This is a genomic window from Accumulibacter sp., from assembly GCF_023806565.1.
In the GTDB taxonomy this organism is placed as follows: Bacteria; Pseudomonadota; Gammaproteobacteria; order Burkholderiales; family Rhodocyclaceae; genus Accumulibacter.
This window is the reverse complement of record NZ_JAMTDV010000020.1, coordinates 24,153-41,513: the sequence shown is the minus strand read 5'-3', so window position 1 is coordinate 41,513 and position 17,361 is coordinate 24,153. Positions and strand designations below refer to the sequence as shown.

At 61.6% G+C, this 17,361-nt stretch carries 18 protein-coding genes and 1 pseudogene; 13 read left to right on the top strand and 6 right to left on the bottom strand.

Annotated features, from left to right (window positions below; translation table 11 throughout):
• Together NFV80_RS17420 and NFV80_RS02430 are read left to right on the top strand one after the other, a co-directional pair.
• Positions 1–630, top strand: a 630-nt coding sequence (locus NFV80_RS17420; protein ID WP_366143394.1) for a DUF2442 domain-containing protein, incomplete at its 5' end; no start/stop codon positions are given.
• A 115-nt stretch (positions 631–745) separates the two neighbouring features.
• Positions 746–984, top strand: a pseudogene (locus NFV80_RS02430) (HigA family addiction module antitoxin); the annotation flags it as partial.
• A 476-nt stretch (positions 985–1,460) separates the two neighbouring features.
• On the opposite strand, the gene NFV80_RS02425 reads toward NFV80_RS02430, so the two are convergent.
• Positions 1,461–2,795, bottom strand: coding sequence for an IS701 family transposase (locus NFV80_RS02425; protein WP_295326229.1), 1,335 nt, complete (start codon positions 2,793–2,795; stop codon positions 1,461–1,463).
• Positions 2,796–2,972: 177 nt separating this feature from the next.
• Here NFV80_RS02425 and NFV80_RS02420 point away from each other — a divergent pair, with 177 nt between their 5' ends.
• The 7 genes from NFV80_RS02420 (at position 2,973) to NFV80_RS02385 (ending at position 8,206) form a co-directional block, all read left to right on the top strand.
• Entirely contained in the window at positions 2,973–3,434 is a 462-nt protein-coding gene (locus NFV80_RS02420; RefSeq protein WP_295326227.1) for an isochorismatase family protein, read from the top strand.
• Positions 3,435–3,541: 107 nt separating this feature from the next.
• A complete protein-coding gene (locus NFV80_RS02415) occupies positions 3,542–4,549 on the top strand; it encodes a carbon-nitrogen hydrolase family protein (protein WP_295326225.1) in 1,008 nt (335 codons plus the stop codon).
• A 391-nt stretch (positions 4,550–4,940) separates the two neighbouring features.
• On the top strand, positions 4,941–5,705 hold the full coding sequence (locus tag NFV80_RS02405; RefSeq protein WP_295326224.1) for an enoyl-CoA hydratase-related protein: 765 nt from the start codon (positions 4,941–4,943) through the stop codon (positions 5,703–5,705).
• 153 nt (positions 5,706–5,858) lie between these two features.
• The gene (locus NFV80_RS02400) at positions 5,859–6,245 is read left to right on the top strand and encodes a cupin domain-containing protein (protein ID WP_295326222.1); all 387 of its coding nucleotides are present in this window, start codon (positions 5,859–5,861) and stop codon (positions 6,243–6,245) included.
• On the top strand, positions 6,229–6,684 hold the full coding sequence (locus NFV80_RS02395) for a hypothetical protein (protein WP_295326220.1): 456 nt from the start codon (positions 6,229–6,231) through the stop codon (positions 6,682–6,684). The genes NFV80_RS02400 and NFV80_RS02395 overlap by 17 nt, the downstream gene beginning before the upstream one ends.
• A gap of 122 nt (positions 6,685–6,806) precedes the next feature.
• Positions 6,807–7,997 (top strand): hypothetical protein, encoded by a 1,191-nt coding sequence (locus NFV80_RS02390; protein WP_295326219.1) that lies wholly within the window; start codon positions 6,807–6,809, stop codon positions 7,995–7,997.
• Positions 7,998–8,035: 38 nt separating this feature from the next.
• Positions 8,036–8,206, top strand: coding sequence for a hypothetical protein (locus NFV80_RS02385; RefSeq protein WP_295326217.1), 171 nt, complete (start codon positions 8,036–8,038; stop codon positions 8,204–8,206).
• 19 nt (positions 8,207–8,225) lie between these two features.
• Here the strand turns inward: NFV80_RS02385 and NFV80_RS02380 are convergent, their stop codons facing one another.
• The gene (locus NFV80_RS02380; protein WP_366143392.1) at positions 8,226–9,005 is read right to left on the bottom strand and encodes a DUF2461 domain-containing protein; all 780 of its coding nucleotides are present in this window, start codon (positions 9,003–9,005) and stop codon (positions 8,226–8,228) included.
• Between the two features lie 398 nt (positions 9,006–9,403).
• Here NFV80_RS02380 and NFV80_RS02375 point away from each other — a divergent pair, with 398 nt between their 5' ends.
• The 3 genes from NFV80_RS02375 (at position 9,404) to NFV80_RS02365 (ending at position 11,329) form a co-directional block, all read left to right on the top strand.
• Positions 9,404–9,997 (top strand): M15 family metallopeptidase, encoded by a 594-nt coding sequence (locus NFV80_RS02375; RefSeq protein WP_296757705.1) that lies wholly within the window; start codon positions 9,404–9,406, stop codon positions 9,995–9,997.
• A 48-nt stretch (positions 9,998–10,045) separates the two neighbouring features.
• The gene (locus NFV80_RS02370; RefSeq protein WP_296757703.1) at positions 10,046–10,567 is read left to right on the top strand and encodes a lipocalin family protein; all 522 of its coding nucleotides are present in this window, start codon (positions 10,046–10,048) and stop codon (positions 10,565–10,567) included.
• Between the two features lie 66 nt (positions 10,568–10,633).
• Entirely contained in the window at positions 10,634–11,329 is a 696-nt protein-coding gene (locus NFV80_RS02365; RefSeq protein ID WP_295326210.1) for an SOS response-associated peptidase, read from the top strand.
• 23 nt (positions 11,330–11,352) lie between these two features.
• Here NFV80_RS02365 and NFV80_RS02360 read toward each other — a convergent pair whose 3' ends face one another.
• Positions 11,353–12,852 carry a TRAP transporter large permease subunit gene (locus NFV80_RS02360; protein ID WP_295326233.1) on the bottom strand — a complete coding sequence of 500 codons (1,500 nt, stop codon included), beginning with the start codon at positions 12,850–12,852 and terminating at the stop codon, positions 11,353–11,355.
• Positions 12,852–13,406, bottom strand: a complete 555-nt coding sequence (locus NFV80_RS02355) for a TRAP transporter small permease subunit (protein WP_295326208.1) — start codon at positions 13,404–13,406, stop codon at positions 12,852–12,854. Before NFV80_RS02355 ends, NFV80_RS02360 begins: the two co-directional genes overlap by 1 nt.
• A gap of 480 nt (positions 13,407–13,886) precedes the next feature.
• On the opposite strand from NFV80_RS02355, the gene rlmD reads away from it, so the two are divergent.
• Entirely contained in the window at positions 13,887–15,194 is a 1,308-nt protein-coding gene (rlmD, locus tag NFV80_RS02350; protein WP_295326207.1) for a 23S rRNA (uracil(1939)-C(5))-methyltransferase RlmD, read from the top strand.
• A gap of 17 nt (positions 15,195–15,211) precedes the next feature.
• Here rlmD and NFV80_RS02345 read toward each other — a convergent pair whose 3' ends face one another.
• On the bottom strand, positions 15,212–15,769 hold the full coding sequence (locus tag NFV80_RS02345) for a DUF882 domain-containing protein (protein ID WP_295326205.1): 558 nt from the start codon (positions 15,767–15,769) through the stop codon (positions 15,212–15,214).
• 18 nt (positions 15,770–15,787) lie between these two features.
• Positions 15,788–17,326 carry a L,D-transpeptidase family protein gene (locus tag NFV80_RS02340; RefSeq protein WP_295326203.1) on the bottom strand — a complete coding sequence of 513 codons (1,539 nt, stop codon included), beginning with the start codon at positions 17,324–17,326 and terminating at the stop codon, positions 15,788–15,790.
• Positions 17,327–17,361 lie beyond the last annotated feature (35 nt).

Sequence of the window (17,361 nt, the reverse complement as noted above, 5' to 3'; positions counted from 1 at the left end):
ATTGTGATTCGAGCGCGCCGCCTTTCCTTCCTCCGCGTAGCGGCTTCGTCCAACAAGGCATTTCAGCGGAGCGCCGCTTGCGGCGCTCCGCTGAATTTGATGGTAGCCTCAGAGAAGACCATGGTCCCAACAATCGTCCGCGATGGATCCTTCCGGCTCTTCTTCTTTTTACGCGAAGAGCCGAGAATGCATGTGCATGTCGCTCACCCGGACGGAGAGGCGAAGTTCTGGCTGGAACCAGGGGTGCATTGGCTGGACACACCGGTCTGTCACAGAAGGAGCTGTCAGGAGCCGAAGACATTGTTCTCCGTCATTTTCACGAGATCATCGATGCCTGGAACACGCACTTTGGCGGTTGACGTCACGCACATCTCAAAGCATGGCGTCTGGTTGTTGCTTGAAGATGAGGAACTCTTGCTGCCGTTCTCCCACTTCCCGTGGTTTCGTCAAGCCACGGTGGACCAGCTTTGCGATGTCGAGTGGCCCACCCGGGATCATCTTTATTGGCGCCAACTGGATGTGGATCTGTCAGTCGAGTCCATTCGCAATGCGGAGCGCTTTCCTCTCGTTTCAAAGGCGTCGGCTAACACTGCGCTCCAGACGGACACGCCGCAAGCGGCGCGTCCCTGAGCTTCACGTTGAACGAAAGCGCTCCGCGCCGGCAGCGTGTTCGGATCTGACCCGAATGGCACTGTTCTGAAGGGGATTGACATGCGTGCCGTTCGCCCTGTGTCCCCCGGGCGAAATGCTTGAGGAAGAATTCCTGAAGCCTCTCGAGCTGACAAAGTACCGTCTGGCAAAGGACATCGGTGTGCGAGCTCAACGGATCGGAGAGATCGTTACCGGTAAACGTTCCCTCACCGCTGACACCGCCTACGCCTTTGCCGATACTTTGGCTTGAGCGATGGGTGGTGGCTTCGTGGCCAGGTTGCCTACGATACAGCCGTCGCGAGAGAGTCCCTTGAAGAGGATCTGGCGCGCATCCATAGGTGCTCGCTTCTGCCGGCGTACAGTGTGCGGTTTGATCCGCCGCTCGAGCGGACAGCCCACGGCCGGCCTCGCCGTCCGCGGGCTGCCGCTTGGGGGTCGAGGCCGCCAGGGCTTGGCGCGTCGGCGAGGCGCCGAAATCAGCGTCCCGGGTTTGCCGCAATCCGGCGCCCCGCTTGACTCCGGTGATGTTGCCGCGACGACGCGAAAGTCTCTCGTGCCCCCCAACAGCGCGTCGGAACCTGCGCGCGGCTTGACCCAAGCCGCGCGACGCATACAATCCCCATGAGTGCTGCCGTCGAGGCGCTTTCGTCGAACGAGGTTTATCTGCCGCAGATGCGCCAGAGCTCGGACCGGGTGCTTTCGATGCGGCAGACAAACGCTCGTCGTTTATTCGTCCAATAGAAGAATGCGCACACTCATGAAGAAAGCACTGCTCGTTATCGACTTGCAGAACGACTACTTCTACTTTGTCAGATTAGTGCCCCGAACGATGCTGGTGGGGTAATGCCTTGTTGTTCATAGCGTTGCTTGGTGGCCTGGAACCGTCGTCGGTGACGCTGTGCGATGGAATGGACCAGGTCATCGTCGGAGCCGATCTTTGGGGGGAGTTTGTGGCGCAGCATGGCGACGATATCAAGGCAGGACAAGAAGCGATGGGAGTCACGCAGCGCCAGGCGTTCCTTGGCCAGGAAGAGATGAGCGACCAGCACCAGCGCCATGTGGTGGTGCCAGGCGAGCCAGCCACGCACCTGATAATCGGCCATGCCGCAAGCGCTCTTGGCGTCTTCGAAGGCGCGTTCGACGAAATGACGCGAGGCTTGCATCGTGACCAACTGGCGCAAGGAGGCCGACGGTTTGGCGTTCGACAGGCAGAATTTGAGCTTGTCGCCGCCCATTTCGCGCCGGACCAGCAGGTGCCAGTGGCTCGCTCGCATGGCCTTGCCGTCCCAGACGAAGAGGCGCCGCGTCAGGAAATCGGCGACGACCTCGCCCTTCTCCCCGTCGCGCAGCTTCATCCGACGCCAGGCACCCGGCGGCTGTGCAGTCGCCCAGGCGGTCACGATTTCGGAGGGTACCTCGGTCACCGGACGGGTAGGCGCCCGGCCTTTCCCGTGACGCTGCAGCACCGTCGGCGCCGGATCCTGAAGATAGACGCGCTGATCGGAATGCACCTCGATCAGAAAGCGCTCCCCATCGTCGTCGAGTTCGGTCAGGAACCACGGCAGGTGCCCGTAGCCGCCATCGGCGGCGACCCAATCGAAGGAGAGACCGTTGCGCCGGGCGCGGCGAATCAGGCCGAGAGCGATTTCCGCCTTACTCCGATAGATGCGGGCTTCTTCCGGAATGCCCGCTTCAATGCAGCGCTCGCTATGGGCCACCCAGGCTTTGGGGAGAAACAGTTCGGCATCGATCAGGCAAGCCGTCTCGCCGTGCGCCAGAGCGGCGAAAACCCCGATCTGACAGTTATCGACTTTGCCCATCCGGCCATTCCATTGCCGGGCAACCCCGGCAGAACACTCGCCCTTCTTGGCGAAGCCGCTCTCGTCAATGATCAGCGCCCGGCCGCCCCTCGGGAAGTGGGCTTGCGCTTCGACGGCGACTTGCCGGACCACGCCGGCGTGCTCCCAATCCGAAGCGCTCAGCATGTGGTGCATCCGCTGGTAGTCGCTGCCCGCGACGACGTCGGCCATACGTTCCAGGTTGCGTCGTCGCGCCTGATAGAGGCCACGCAGATAGCGCATCGCCCCGTCCTCGACACTTCGCGTCGAAGAGCGGAACAACTCGCGGAATGGGGAGAAGTGCACCTCAAGCCTGTCGGTGACCGTAGCGACCAGGGAGGTAATGCAGTTGACATATTGAGGCCACCATGGACAAGGAAGACCTCATAAGATTGTTGAAAAACAATGGATTATATTATAGCACATGACGTCAGCAGATGATTGATCGGGAATCTGACAAAGTAGAACTACTTTCCAGGCGGATTGTTTCCCTTGTGGAACACTCAGAAGACACTCGCGGCGACAAGGGATGCAGTCGCCCGCGCTCGTGCAGCAGGCATCGTGGTGGTTCTCATCCAGCATATTGCCGACCCGGAAGCTGGTATCGCCCCGTTCTTCAACGCCGGGACGGAAGGCGCAATGATCCATTCCGAGATTGTGGCGGCGGCTCCAGACGCCCCGGTAGTGATCAAGCACTTCGCGGACAGCTTCATCAAGACGGATCTCGAGGATGTTCTCTCCGCGCATGGCGTGGGTGAACTCCTTGTTTGTGGAATGATGACGCAGAACTGCGTGACGCACACGGCAATCTCGAAGTCTGCCGAGAAGTATCGGGTGTCCATTCTGACTGACTGTTGCACCACCGTCAGTGAGCCAATCCACCTGATTGCACTTCATGCCGTGTCCACACGGGTGGCTTTGGTCAATTCGAAAGATGCGATCTGAGCCGAACCAGATCACTGGAACGAACGCGGCCGAGCCACATCGGTTTTCAATCGGGATGACACACGCCGCGCGATGGTCAGATTCGTCGTTAGGCATTCTGGAGGACCATGTCTTCTCGAACCATCAAGGTTGCCGCCATTCAGTTCCGGGCTGATCTCGGTGATATTCCGAATAATTTGTCGCGCGCCGAATCGTTGGTTTCGAAGGCCGCGGCGCAAGGTGCGCGCATCGTCCTGTTACCGGAGCTTGCGCCCGGTGGCTATGTCCTTACCGAAGAAATCTGGAATACCGCAGAAACCATGCAGGGACCCAGCGTGGCCTGGCTCAAGGCCACTGCAAGGCGCCTGAAAATCTATCTCGGGATGAGTTTCCTCGAGGCCGAGGAAGCAGACTTCTTCAATAGCTTCGTCCTGGCTACCCCAGGTGGTGAGATTGCCGGTCGTGTGCGGAAGAATCCTCCGGCATCCGCCGAGGCGTATTTTTCCAATGCGGGAAACGATGAGCATTTCATCGACACGGACGTCGGGCGCATTGGTGTCAGCATCTGTTATGAGGCGCTCCTGTATGAGTGTCTGGCCGAGCATCAACGAAACCGTATCGACCTCCTGTTGATACCCATGTCGGCAGGAACACCCACGCGGACTTTCCCGATCCGCAAGAAGGATTGCATCGCTTACGACAGGATGCTGCTTGGCTTGGCGGCGAATCATGCCAGTGCACTGGGTGTACCAACGGTCATGGCCAACAAGTGCGGTCCGCTGGTAACGGCCATGCCGGCGGGCTTGCCATTTCAAGACACGTGCTTCCCTGGGCTATCGACAGTTGTCGCAGCGGATGGCCGGGTCGCCTGCCAATTGAGCAACGAAGAAGCCGTCGCCATCGCAGAGGTGGAACTCGACCCAACGCAAAAGGTGAGGAGCGCTCTCCGACCGTTTGGTCGCTGGGCATTGCCGGTTCCGTGGTTCAGTTTCTTCTTTCCATTGGCCGCATTCTTTGGGTCTCGCATCTACTTGAGGAGCAAAGTGCGTGCAGAACGTGCCTTGGCGCTGAGCCGAAGTACGGCTGAGCCGTCACTCCACGGGACGCTTCGCGACAAGGCCGCATCGCGCGCATGAGTTCTCACGTTGGCCGTCGCGCAGACATCAAGGCAGTCAAAGTGCACGGACAACGTTGCGTTGGCATCATGGCAGAAGACATCGATATCGCAATCGAGTCGTTCACTGAACCTGCTCTTCCACTGCGGCGCGATACTCGTCGGCAGGGTGGCGCGCTATGGAAACCTGTATCGTTGCTGCCACATCCGGGGTCCCGAAAGAATTTTCATCGGGCTGGCCCAACGGCTCGGGCAGCAGACTGCCCGGTAGGATCCCATGGGAAGAAGCCGCGGAGAACCGCAGAAGTGGCGTCAGACAACGCCATGCGGCGGACGGCGCCGCACTTCGTCGCTGATGCGGGGCGCTGGGCGGCAGCACCGATTGCCTGCGACCTGTTGATGGAGAATGACCTATGAACTCGTTAAGTGTCAGTCAGCATGACGGCGTTGGCCATATCACTTTGCATCGGGTCGGCGCGCTCAATGCGCTGAGCCGCGAGTTCTGCCAAGAGATCGATGCCGCGCTGCGCGACCTGGACAATACAGAGGAGATTCGCGCGATCCTCGTTTCGTCGGCACTGAGGCACTTCTGCGCCGGCGCGGACATCCGGGAAATGGCTGAGATGACCGCTGAAGAGGCAACTGCAAGCCAGTTCACCGGCTGCGTCTCGGTCTTGCCTGACATTGCGAAGCCGGTAATCGTTGCAGTCAATGGCCTGGCTGCCGGCGGTGGGTGCGAATTTGTCGAGATGTGCGATATCGTCATCGCGGCTGCCACGGCGAAATTCTGCCATCCGGAAATCTCCTTGGGGGCAATGCCCGGCGCTGGTGGAACGCAGCGACTCTCCCGGGCTGTCGGCAAGCACATTGCAATGGACTTGCTCCTGACTGGCCGGGCGCTGAGTGCAGACGAGGCTCTCGCCGCCGGCCTGGTTTCCCGAATCGCGCCAGACGAACAACTCGAGGAAGTTGCGTTGGCTGTCGCAAGGCAAGTGGCGTCCTTTTCCGGCCCGGTTGCTCGTCGCATCAAGGCCTCGGTCAACGATACGCAAGTGAACCTGGAGGCAGGATTGATCGCCGAGCGTGATCGTTTTCACCGTTGCTTCAAGGAACACGATTTCCGCGAAGGAGTGAGCGCATTCATGGAGAAGCGGAACGCCCACTTCCTGCATCGATAGACGATTCGATCCTGTTGGCGAGCAATTCAACTCGGATATGATTGACGCAAGTGCCGAATGGCAGTTCATTCCTCCGGACCTTCCGCTCAAGGCCGCGCCAGGCGGGGGAATGCAAACGCTCGGCGACAGGAGCGTTTCGCTGCGGAGCAAGTCATGACCAAGACCACATCGACCTACTGGAACGTATTCGAGCCGTCGAATCGGAGTCGCTGGACACCGATCGAAGGACTTGAGCAAATGGCCGAAGAACTCACACTGAGCCTCGATCCGGTCACGGGGGAATACACCAGGCTGACGCGCTTTCTTCCTGGGGCGGATACCAGCGCCTTTGGTGGGAAAACGCACGCGTACCCGGAAGAGGTTTTCGTTGTCAGCGGTCGCCTCTACGACAAGGCATTTGCTCTGTGGCTCGAAGCCGGACATTACGCCAGCCGTCCCGCTGGCGAACTGCATGGTCCGTTCCTGACCGATGTCGGATGCGTGGTTCTGGAAGTGTCGTTTCCCATGCGCACGGGCAATGACCTTGTCGCGCGAGATTGACAGCAGTGGACCCGGCGCGATCGGCGCGCCGCCGGGAGGGGAAGTCAGGCGGAAAGTGCGCTACAGCCGACTCCCGCTGTGTCCCCTGCTCCTCTTCGCGGCAGTGGCCAGTGCCGAATCTCTGCCGAAAGAGGCTCTCGCAACCGTGAAGCAAGTGCACGACGCCAGCGCCAGGAAGGACCTCGGGGCGCTGTCAGCACTGATGGCCCACGAATTCACATGGAGCTTCGGTGGCGATGCCAGCGCGGAGCAGGCGTTGCAGGACTGGAAATCGCACCCTGCCAGGCTTGCCACTCTCGCCCGGCTTACTGCCGGCCCGTGTGCTGTGGTGCAGCGTGGCCTGATTCAGTGCCCACCGGCAGACACCATGAACTACCGGGCAGGCTTCCGGCAGTTTCCGCAAGGCTGGCGCATGGTCTACTTCGTTGCGGGGGATTGAATGGCGGATGCCAACGAGCTGCCCGATGCGTGCGTCAACAGGATGGCAGGACGCCGGCCATCCTGGTTCGCTCCATTGCGCTTCGGCGTCCGTGATGTGCGGCGTTACCGCCGGCAAGTAAAGTGACAGATATCGTCCTGACACTGATCCACGGTACTTGGGCGCGGCACGCACCGTGGACGCTACCAGGCTCGCCATTGCGCAAGGCGCTTGCCGATCGACTGGGCGACCGGATCACGTTTGAAACTCTGGAGTGGTCGGGAGCCAACACGCACCGCGCACGGCGAGAGGCGGCACAGAAACTGCGTGCGCAACTGAAGGATTCGATAGCCGATCATCCACTCGCTCGCCATTTCCTCGTGGCGCACAGCCATGGCGGCAATGTCGCGCTGTACGCAATGGCCGATGCCACCCTGCGGCAACATGTGGACGGAATCGCCTGCCTCAACTCGCCGTTCCTGTGCGCCCTCAAGCGCAACACCAAGCAATTCATGCTCGAGATTTTTGCGTGGATGGCAGCCTACTTCGTGTTGCTCTTCATGGCCTACGCAGTCTTCCACGTGCTCGCCCCTCTGAGTACGGACCCAGACCTGCAGCACTTGGGTCTGCTCGCCCAGATCGGTATTGGTCTCGGCTTTGCCGCCGCGTTGATCCTGCTGATCTTTCTCGTGATCGTTCCTGGGCTGATGTATGGCCGTACGCTCGAAGAGCGCGTGGCGTCCTGGGCTGCGGCCCGCCGCTCAGCAATCTCGCAGGACATGATCCTGCCGCCAAACCCCGATGTGCCAGTGCTATGCGCCTGGACAGCAGGTGACGAGGTAATTTCCTCTTTCGGTCTGCTCGATGCGCTGGCCAATCTGCCCTATCTCGCGCTGAGCTTCGTGGGTTTGCTCTTGTCATTCGTGGTGAGCTATGGACTGCAGGCCTTTGGGGTATTTCCGTCGCTCTTTACGGTGCCGCTCGTCGACCCGACGCTGACCCCCTTCGTTCGCCTTCTGGTCCGGTTCGTGTTGGACTACCCGATCTCGACGGGTATCTACATGCTGGCTCTGCTTGTCGGCTTGTTCTCCGCGGCCGTGCTGGTGAACCTGATGTTTCGCGTATTGCCAATGGGCATCGGTTTCGACAAGCTGGTCGACAGCCTGTTCGTCCGCTTGAGCGTCACGGTGACGCCGGTAACCAGCAACCATGTCGAATTCCTGGATATCGAGTCGGAGCATGGTTTTCTCGGGCATTCCAAAGCGTACAGTGACGCCGCCGTTCTCACGGAACTTGCGCGATGGATCTCCGCCCGGTCGACCAGGCCAGAGTGAATTCGTGTCGCTGCGTCCAGCCACCGAGGATCGACAGCATGATCGTGAAGGCCGTCGGCGACGTGGGGAAGATCGATACGCTGTTTGACAGTCCGGTCATCCGGCTGGCGCCGCTGACGCCGGATATCGCAAGAGCAGTCCTCACGGGAGAGCAGCCCACGCATCCGACCTTGAGGGAACTGATGGCGCCATTTCCGGTGACGTCGTAGAGACGGAGGGCACGGCTTGTCAGTACAGCACCTGCAATGCCTCACATAGAAACCTCATGAAGGGGGTGGCGACGGCAAACCGAGCCCCGGCCAACTGCACAAAATCGCGATCGATTACCTCGTCCAGAGACAATGCCGCTATGGCGACATAGTCTTTCCGCTTCAAGTCTTCAATCGCTGCATGATCGGCCTGGTATCCGCGCGGAGGTCGCGTCAGACTCTCCCCCGAGTGTGTCCATTTTTCGCAGAAGCTGCCGTGGTCGCGAGCCGAAAACCATTTTTCCGGCGCACACGCAATCCAGTCACGAATGCGCGCGAGCGAGTTCGTATCCGGATGCCAGCAGCCGACGGCCAGGAAGCAGTCGTTGCCGGCGATATGCACATAGAATCCCGGCGCATGCACGTCATTGCCGCTGGCGTGGCGAAACTGGATTCCGATGTTGGTCTTGTACGGGGTCTTGTCGCGGGAGAAACGCGTGTCGCGGAAAATCCGCATCAGGGAGCCCCCAGTCTTGCGCGCGTCTGCGCGGAAGTGCGGCGCAAACGAATGCAGGACCGGTGACATTTCCGAGATGAATGCCAATGCTGGCTCACGCACCAGTGCTTCGTAGCGTGATCTGTTCTCCTCAAACCAGATCCTGTTGTTGTTGGCTGCGAGGTCGTCGAGGAACTTGATGCTGGCTGTAGTGAACATGCGGTCAATGCGAGGTGTCGTCACAGCAATGAGCGATCGCGTGCAACAGGGCGGCGCGCCTTGCGGTGAGGGCGTCGGGGCGGTGTCCCGAAAGATCGGTGCCATCGTACCAAGGTAGCGTCCTGCGTGCCACCACGTGCCGTGGGAGGTCGGTGCAGTTGAATCGTCTGAGCCTCAATTCACGCCTGTACGACTTCGAGACCGCAACACCGATTCCCACGTACGTCGCCCGGTCCAAGGACGTGGCGAACGGCTTCACCGCGTTGTGCCAGGCAATCTGGCCCTGTCAGGGCGCTCCAGGTCTGGGTCGGACGCGTCTTCTCTGGCGCCGTTGTCGCCTAAGCCGTAGTGCCGGCACCGACAGGCCAGGGCAATCCGCCTTGCGCACGTGGCGCTGCTGGTCCATCATCCGGCACATGGGCGAGGCATCTTTCCGCAGTCGGCGCCCAGGTCTGGAGTCGGCCATCACAACCACCCGGGAGACAGTCATGCGCATAGATGAGATGATCGCGGCAGTGCAACAGGAGCTTGGCGTCGAGGTCGATGGAAAGGCGGGCCCACAGACTTGGGGAGCCATATACGAGCGCCTTGTCAAGAAGGAAATAGACGGCCAAAAGCCGTGTGATGCGCTGGCATTGGTGGATTCGCGCAGCGAGAAGGTGATCGCGACGCTGCTGCCGGAAGTGCGGCCGATTGCTCGAATGCTGGTGCAAAAAGCTTCGGCCGCAGGCATCGCGATAAAGATCATCAGCGGTTTGCGAACCTACGAAGAACAGAATGCCCTGTATGCCCAGGGGCGAAGCGCCCCCGGAAATATCGTCACCAATGCCCGCGGCGGATACTCCAATCACAACTTCGGCATCGCGTTCGATGTAGGAGTATTCGAGGGCAACCGCTACCTGCCGGATTCCCCGAAGTACAAGGCGGTGGGCGCCCTGGGAGTGGATCTCGGACTGGAATGGGGAGGAAGCTGGAAGACCATCGTCGATCAACCCCACTTTCAATTGCGACCGACGTGGGCTGCCGGCATCACGGAAAAGCAGATGCTCGCGGAACTCCGTTCGCGGCATGACAGCGGCCAACCGGTGTTTGCCTGACAGTCGGCCGCCTCCGGGCCACGTCGTCTGATATTTCAGGAGAACTTCATGAGAGCGGTTCTTGCAATTTTCGGATTGCTTCTCCTGGCTGGCTGTCTTGGCATGCCGGCAACGGTTCAACCCGTCGGCAATTTCCAGTTGGATAGATACCTGGGGAAGTGGTATGAGATAGCGAGGCTGGACCATTCGTTCGAGAGAAACATGGACCAGGTGACCGCTCAATATGACCTGAACAGCGATGGTACCGTTGCCGTCATCAACCGAGGCTTCCTGCGCACGGAAGGCATATGGAAGGAAGCGAGGGGCAAGGCGAAATTTGTCGGTTCCCCGTCCGAGGGATACTTGAAGGTGTCTTTCTTCGGACCGTTTTATGGTTCGTATGTGATCTTTGCTCTGGACCACGAAGCATACCAATATGCATTCATTTCCGGGCCGAATGCGGACTATCTCTGGCTGTTGTCGCGAACGCCGACCGTGCGGCCGGAAGTGATGCGGAAATTTCTTGAGCTGGCGAAGGAAAAGGGTTTCGACACGGAGAAGGTGATTCATGTCAGGCAGGGAAGTGGCTGACACTGCGCTGCAGGCGCGACGGTCGTGACGGCCGCGGTGCGGGCGTAGGGGTCACAGCGAACAACCATGTGCGGCAGATACGTCACCCCCGACGAACGAGAGCTGGAGAGTTGCTTCCAGCTCCGCCGCCACCATTGGCAGGGCTGGATTGCGCGTTACAACGTCGGGCCAACGACGCCCGTTCCCCTGGTCTACATGCCGCAGGCGGAGGTGCTGGGCGACATCGCTCGCTGGGGGCTGATCCCGTCCTGGTGGAAGAAGGAAGCCCCGCCCACCGTGACCTTCAATGCCCGGAGCGAAGAGGCGGCAGCGAAGCCAATGTGGCGTCACGGCATTCGGTCGGCGCGCTGTCTCATGCCCGCCAAGGGCTGGTACGAGTGGAACGAGAACGAGTCCGTGCTGACCGGGTCTGGCGCCAGGGGCCATCAGCCGTATTACTTTCACTGCCCCGACGCGGAGGTGCTTGCCATCGCCGGCCTGTGGTCGCGATGGCGGGCGCCAGACGGCTCCGAGGTTCTGTCCTGCGCGCTTCTCACCAAGGAGGCGAGCGCTGCCGGCATCGCTGCCATTCATCAGCGGATGCCCGTCGTCCTTGATCCGTCGCACTTCGAAGAATGGCTCTCGCCGCGGAGCAGCGTCAGGGATGTCGAGGCAATGATCGCCGGCTCGCGCGCGGACTTCGTTGCCCACCGCGTAAGTACCAGGGTGAACAGCGTGCGCAACGATTCGCCGGAACTGATCGAGGAACTGCCGGCGCCTTAGGCAGGCAGGCGTGCTGCGCCGCGTTAGCGGAGCGGATGCTGCTTGGTCGCGTCGCGGATCGCTCTGCCGGCGGCGTCTTCCGTGTCGAGCGGCGATCCCTTGTGGTCGTCCGCAGCGCCTGCGGAGGGAGGCGGTCCATAGTCGGAGGTCGGCACCTCGATCTGCACCGAATCGAGATCGACCTTGACTTCCTGGTCGAGACCAAGCGTCACCAGCTCCGGGAAGGCGATCAACAGCGCGACCATGACGATCTGCAGGCAGACGAACGGAATCGCCCCCCAATAGATGTCCGTCGTCCTGACCGACGCAGGCGCCACCGAGCGCAGGTAGAACAACGCGAAGCCGAAGGGCGGATGCATGAAAGAGGTCTGCATGTTTACCGCCAACAGAACGCCGAACCAGATCAGGTCAATGTCCAGCGCTTGCGCCGCGGGACCGAGCAGCGGCACGACGATGAACGAGAGTTCGAAGAAATCAAGGAAAAACGCGAGCAGGAAGACGATGACGTTGACCACGACCAGGAAACCGATCTTGCCCCCCGGCAGTCCGGTGAGCAGTTCCTCGACCCATTTGTGACCGTCGACGCCGTAGAACGTGAGCGAGAAAACTCGTGCCCCGATCAGAATGAACACCACGAAGGTGGTCAGCTTGGCGGTCGTTTCCATCGCCTGCCGGAGCAATTCCCACGACAGCCGGCGGCGCGCCACGGCCATGATCAGGGCGCCGGTCGCTCCCATCGCGCCGCCTTCGGTCGGTGTCGCGATTCCGAGAAAGATCGTGCCGAGTACCAGGAAGATCAGAAACAGTGGCGGGAGCAGCGTCGTCAGCACGCGCAACAGCAGTCTGCCGCCGCTCAGGCTGCGCGCTGCACGCGGCAGTGCCGGTACCCAGCCGGGTAGGAAGATCGCCACCAGGGCGACGAAAACGATGTACAGACCGGTCAGGAGCAGGCCCGGAACGAAGGCTCCGGAATACATGTCACCGACCGACTTGCCCAACTGGTCGGCCATGATGATCAGCACCAAAGACGGCGGAATGATCTGGGCCAGCGTGCCGGAAGCTGCGATGACGCCGGCGGCGAGTTTCCGGTCGTAGCCGTAGCGCAGCATGATCGGCAGCGAGATCAGCCCCATCGAAATCACCGAAGCGGCCACCACGCCTGTCGTCGCGGCGAGCAGCGCGCCGACGCAAATGACGGCAAAGGCGAGGCCGCCGCGCAGCGGACCGAAAAGCTGACCGATCGTATCGAGCAGATCTTCGGCCATCCCCGATCTTTCGAGGATCAGCCCCATGAAGGTGAAGAAAGGGATGGCGAGCAGCGTGTCGTTGCTCATGATGCCGAAGATGCGATCCGGCAGCGCCTGGAACAGTTGCGGACCGAGCAGACCGAGCTCTATGCCGATCAGGCCGAAAACGATGCCGTTGGCGGCGAGGGCGAACGACACCGGGAAGCCAACGAGCAGGAATAGAACCATCGAAGCGAACATGACCGGCGCCATGTTGGCGATCAGGAACTCGCGCATCACGCTTCTTCTCCCGTCGGTGAGGGCTCGGTCCTTTCGGTCGGATCCGGGCACAGACCCCGCAGGAAACCGATCCGCTTGATCAGTTCCGAGAATGCCTGGATCACGAGCAGGAAAAAACCGGCCGGTACCAGCAGGCGTACTGGCCAGATCGTCAGACCGCCGGCATTGCTCGACTGCTCATTGCTGTGTAGCGCGAGCAGGAAGATCGGCCAGGACAGGGACAGGATGGCGGTCGCCATCGGCAGCAGAAAGAAGACGATCCCGAAGATGTCGATCCACGCTTGGCAGCGCCGGGAAAGCCGGCCGGCGACGAGATCGATGCGCACATGTTCGTTGCGCATCAGGGTGTAACCCGCGCCCAGGAGGAAGATTGCGGAAAACAGGTACCACTGAATCTCGAGGAAAGCGTTCGAACTGTAGTTCGCGCTGAAGCGCATGATCGCGTTGCCGGCGGCGATCAGCGTTACCGCCAGAACGAGCCAGATGATGGCCTTGCCGACAAACTCGGTGAGTCCATCGATCCGCCTCGCCAGCTTGAGTAATCCATTCACCGGATGTTTCTCCAGAGACCACCGAGCGGGCGCCGGTCGACAGCCCGATCGTCCTGCCTTGTCGTACCTGGCCGCTTGATCGAGCTGCTTGCCGGAACGGACGTCCGCGCAGCGACTGACGGGCACCCAGGCGCTGATTATGGCACATCTTTACGTCATGCAAGGGCGATTTCTCGGGCCGCGGACAGGCCACGTTCGAAATCGAAAAACGTCGTCGAATCATACACTTGTTTCCTGGGCGCAGATCTTGCGAGGCGATTGCGGCAGGCCTGCGGAGGCCTTTGCCGGCATGTCCGGGGGGCCATCGTGGCATGCGATCGATCGCCCCGTGTCATGCCCCTGCGGTTGCCAGGACGGTCGGCAAGGCCGTTCGTCGGGCAGGCCGCAACCGTCCGCCGACCCCAATGTCCGGCGTTGGCGGCGGATCAGCCTTGCGCGCATTCGGGATAGAATCGCGCGTTTTCGAAGGGGAAGCGTCGAATGTCTACCGGAATCATCGAATCGCTGGACCACGAGGCACGCGGCGTGACCCGTCTCGATGGCAAGACGGTTTTCGTCGAGGGCGCATTGCCGGGGGAATGCGTCGAGTACGCTAGCTACCGCCGCAAGCCCAGCTACGAGCTGGCCCGCACGCTTCGGGTGCTGACCCCTTCGCCGGCGCGGGTGACGCCGCGCTGCCCGCATTTCGGCGTCTGTGGTGGTTGCAGCATGCAGCACCTCGATCCCGATGCGCAGGTTGCCGCCAAACAGCGCCTGCTCGAGGACAATCTCTGGCATATCGGCCGCGTCAGGCCCGACCAGCTCTACGCGCCGATCTACGGTCAGCCCTGGGCTTACCGCCATCGCGCGCGGCTTTCGGTGCGTTTCGTGGTCAAGAAGGGCGGCGTCCTCGTCGGTTTCCACGAGAAGAAGAGCAGTTACGTCGCCGACCTGCGACAGTGTGAAATTCTCCCGCCACATCTGTCGTCGCTGCTCCTGCCCTTGCGCGAGCTGGTGGGTGCGATGTCGATTCGCGATCGGCTGCCGCAGATCGAAGTGGCAATCGGCGAGCGAGTCAGCGCGCTGGTCCTGCGCATTCTCGAAGCGCCCAGTGCGGCCGATGAAATCCTGCTGCGAGATTTCGCCGAACGCCACGCGGTGGTCTTCTACCTGCAGCCGCAAGGGCCGGCGACGGCGTATCGCTTCCATCCGGCGGAGGGGCCGCAGCTTTCCTACCTGCTGCCCGACTTTGCCGTCGAACACTTTTTTTCGCCGACCGAGTTTACTCAGGTCAATCACGCGATCAACCGTGTCCTCGTGCGGCGGGCCGTGGCACTGCTCGAACCGCAGCCAGGCGACCGCATTGCCGACATGTTCTGTGGCCTGGGCAATTTCACCCTGCCGATCGCGCGTTCAGGGGCCCACGTTCTGGGGGTCGAGGGCAGCCCCGAACTGCTGCGCCGGGCTGCCGCGAACGCCGTTGCCAACGGACTGGGGGCGCTGGTCGAATATCGCGTCGCAAACCTCTTACAATCCACTCCGGAGTCCCTGGCGGAACTCGGCCACTTCGACAAGATGCTGATCGATCCGCCACGGGAAGGCGCGGTCGAACTGATCAAGTCACTCGCCGTCGATGGTCCGCGAAGGATTGTCTATATCTCGTGCAGTCCGGCAACGCTGGCGCGCGATGCGGCGATACTGGTCACCCAGAAGGATTACCGACTGTGCGGCGCCGGCGTGGTCAACATGTTTCCGCAGACCTCGCATGTCGAGTCGATTGCCCTTTTCGAGCGTCGTGCGGCGGGCTGAAGCAGCGGCGCATGCAGCTACCAGTAGCGCACCCTGCCCGTATCGAGATGAACGAACCTGTCGCGCGGATAGAAACCGACGCCGCCTGCACCCAGAGAAATGGCGGCATCGCGCAGATCGACCAGCGGCACGTCGGCAACGCGGACATCGATCGCCATTCCCTGCATGTGCAGGCTCTGCCTGGCGACGCCACCAGCGCCGCGGTTGCGCAGGCTGCGGTTGGTCTCGGCGCAGCGGTAGGCGGAGATCACCTGAAAAGGCTGCGTGCAACCAAGCTCCTGCCGGAGCTGAAAAAGGAGGTCGAACAACAGCGGGTCGATACTGCCCACTTCACCCGAGTAATGGTCGCGCAGGAAGAGATTCAGCCGCTGCAGCGCATCGGGGAGATAGTGCTCGCCGATGGCAAAGACGATCGAGACGCGTTCGCCGGTATGGGTATGATCGAAGTCGAGGCTGCGCGTGTTCGCCAGCGCTGCCAGCGCCGGCCTGGCCAGCGGCAGGCTGGCGCCGGCGACGATGAGGCGCGCGGCATGACCCAGAAAGCGGCGGCGCGAGTGCTCTTGCATTTTTCCCATGTTTGCTCCAAGGCAACACTACTCTGTGAATTCTGCTGGAATTTCGCCGGCGCGGGAAGCTCGGACGGCAAGCGAGTGGCGATGCAGGGCCTGTTCGAGGATCCTGTCCTGACCGTAGATGTCGGGGAAGAAATGCACCCGCCCGTTACGGATGATCGCCGTCTGGTAGGTGATCACCACCGGCAGGGGTTCGTGCAGGCGGATGGTCGCGGATTTTCCCCGGTTCATCGCCTGCACGATGCGCTCTTCGCTCCATTGGGGTTCGTCGGCAAGGACGAATTTCGCCAGCTCGACAGGCGCCTCGACGCGAATGCAGCCGTGACTGAAGTCGCGTCGTTCGCGTTGGAAGAGTTGTGGCGTTGGCGTGTGATGAAGATAGATGTTGTCATTGTTGGGAAAGACGAACTTGATGTCGCCGAGCGCATTGTTCGCTCCCGGGCGCTGACGGAGGCGCAACTGGCCACGCTCGACGGCGTCGAGGTTGGCCGTGGAGAAGCCAGCGACGACGCGACCGTCGCTGCCGACGAATTCGAAGCCCTGACGGTCGAAATAGCCGGGGTCGCGGCGCAGTCGAGGCACGGTTTCGCCCTTCGCGATCGACGGCGGGATGTTCCAGTACGGGCTGAACTCGATGAAGCGCATTTCGGCATCGAAGAGTGGCGTCGGTGTCTTGCCGGCCGTGCCGACGATCACCTTCATCGTCGTCGTCCTGGCGATGCCGCCGTCGCGCGTGTCATGGGCGCGCAGCACGAACTCCGGAACATTGACCACGATGGCGCGCGGAACCTGCGGCCGTGGCGTCCAGCGCAGTCGTTCGAGCGCCAGTGCGAGCTGCCGGGCTCGTCTGGCCGGCGACACATTCAGATGCTCCAGGGTGTCCTTGCCGATCACCCCGTCCGCCGGCAAAGCGTGCCGTTCCTGAAACGAACGGACGGCCTCGACGACCGGCCCCTCGTAGCGTTGCGGTCGCGCGACCGGGGCGGGCAGATCGCCGAGCAGTCGCAGTCGCTCCACCAGCGACGCGATGCCGGGATATTTCCCGCCGGGGGCGAGCTTGTCGCCGGGCAACGGCGGCAGGGGATTCTGCCAGGCCGGATTGCCGATGAGTTCACGATAGCCTGCCAGGGCATCGCGCAAGTTCGCGTACTGCGACGACGAGGGTGCCGCGGCGCGCGCGGCCTGGCCAAGCCCGTCATCGGCGATGGCCGAAGCCAGCAACGATTCGGGGTCGAAACCCGTGTCTGCGGCGGAACTGTAGTTGGCGCCGAGCTGCTGCGGCTCGATGCGTCCGCGATGCAGGTCGGCAAGATAGCTCCGCAGTGCCAGCGTCAGCGCGCGATCGAGCTGGGCCACCTGGTCGTCGGCCAGTGGTGGTCCGTTGACCGCTCTTGCCATGGCCCGGCTCAGCGAATCGGCATGATAGTCGTGTGCGTCGAGCCCGTCGGCGGGTGCCGTGGCGAGCAGTTCGACGGCCTCTCGGGCGATCGGCCGCGGGCTTTCCGCGTCGAACCACAACGGCGTATCGGTCGCCGCTGCGAGGCTGCAGGAGGTAGCCAACGCGATTGCCAGGCAAAGGATCGGAATGACAGAAC

Coding starts and splice junctions, on each gene's coding strand:
- NFV80_RS02415 (WP_295326225.1), top strand. CDS start 3,542: ATGTCTTCTCGAACCATCAAGGTTGCCGCCATTCAGTTCCGGGCTGAT.
- NFV80_RS02405 (WP_295326224.1), top strand. CDS start 4,941: ATGAACTCGTTAAGTGTCAGTCAGCATGACGGCGTTGGCCATATCACT.
- NFV80_RS02400 (WP_295326222.1), top strand. CDS start 5,859: ATGACCAAGACCACATCGACCTACTGGAACGTATTCGAGCCGTCGAAT.
- NFV80_RS02385 (WP_295326217.1), top strand. CDS start 8,036: ATGATCGTGAAGGCCGTCGGCGACGTGGGGAAGATCGATACGCTGTTT.
- NFV80_RS02380 (WP_366143392.1), bottom strand. CDS start 9,005: ATGGCACCGATCTTTCGGGACACCGCCCCGACGCCCTCACCGCAAGGC.
- NFV80_RS02375 (WP_296757705.1), top strand. CDS start 9,404: ATGATCGCGGCAGTGCAACAGGAGCTTGGCGTCGAGGTCGATGGAAAG.
- NFV80_RS02370 (WP_296757703.1), top strand. CDS start 10,046: ATGAGAGCGGTTCTTGCAATTTTCGGATTGCTTCTCCTGGCTGGCTGT.
- NFV80_RS02365 (WP_295326210.1), top strand. CDS start 10,634: ATGTGCGGCAGATACGTCACCCCCGACGAACGAGAGCTGGAGAGTTGC.
- NFV80_RS02360 (WP_295326233.1), bottom strand. CDS start 12,852: ATGCGCGAGTTCCTGATCGCCAACATGGCGCCGGTCATGTTCGCTTCG.
- rlmD (WP_295326207.1), top strand. CDS start 13,887: ATGTCTACCGGAATCATCGAATCGCTGGACCACGAGGCACGCGGCGTG.
- NFV80_RS02345 (WP_295326205.1), bottom strand. CDS start 15,769: ATGGGAAAAATGCAAGAGCACTCGCGCCGCCGCTTTCTGGGTCATGCC.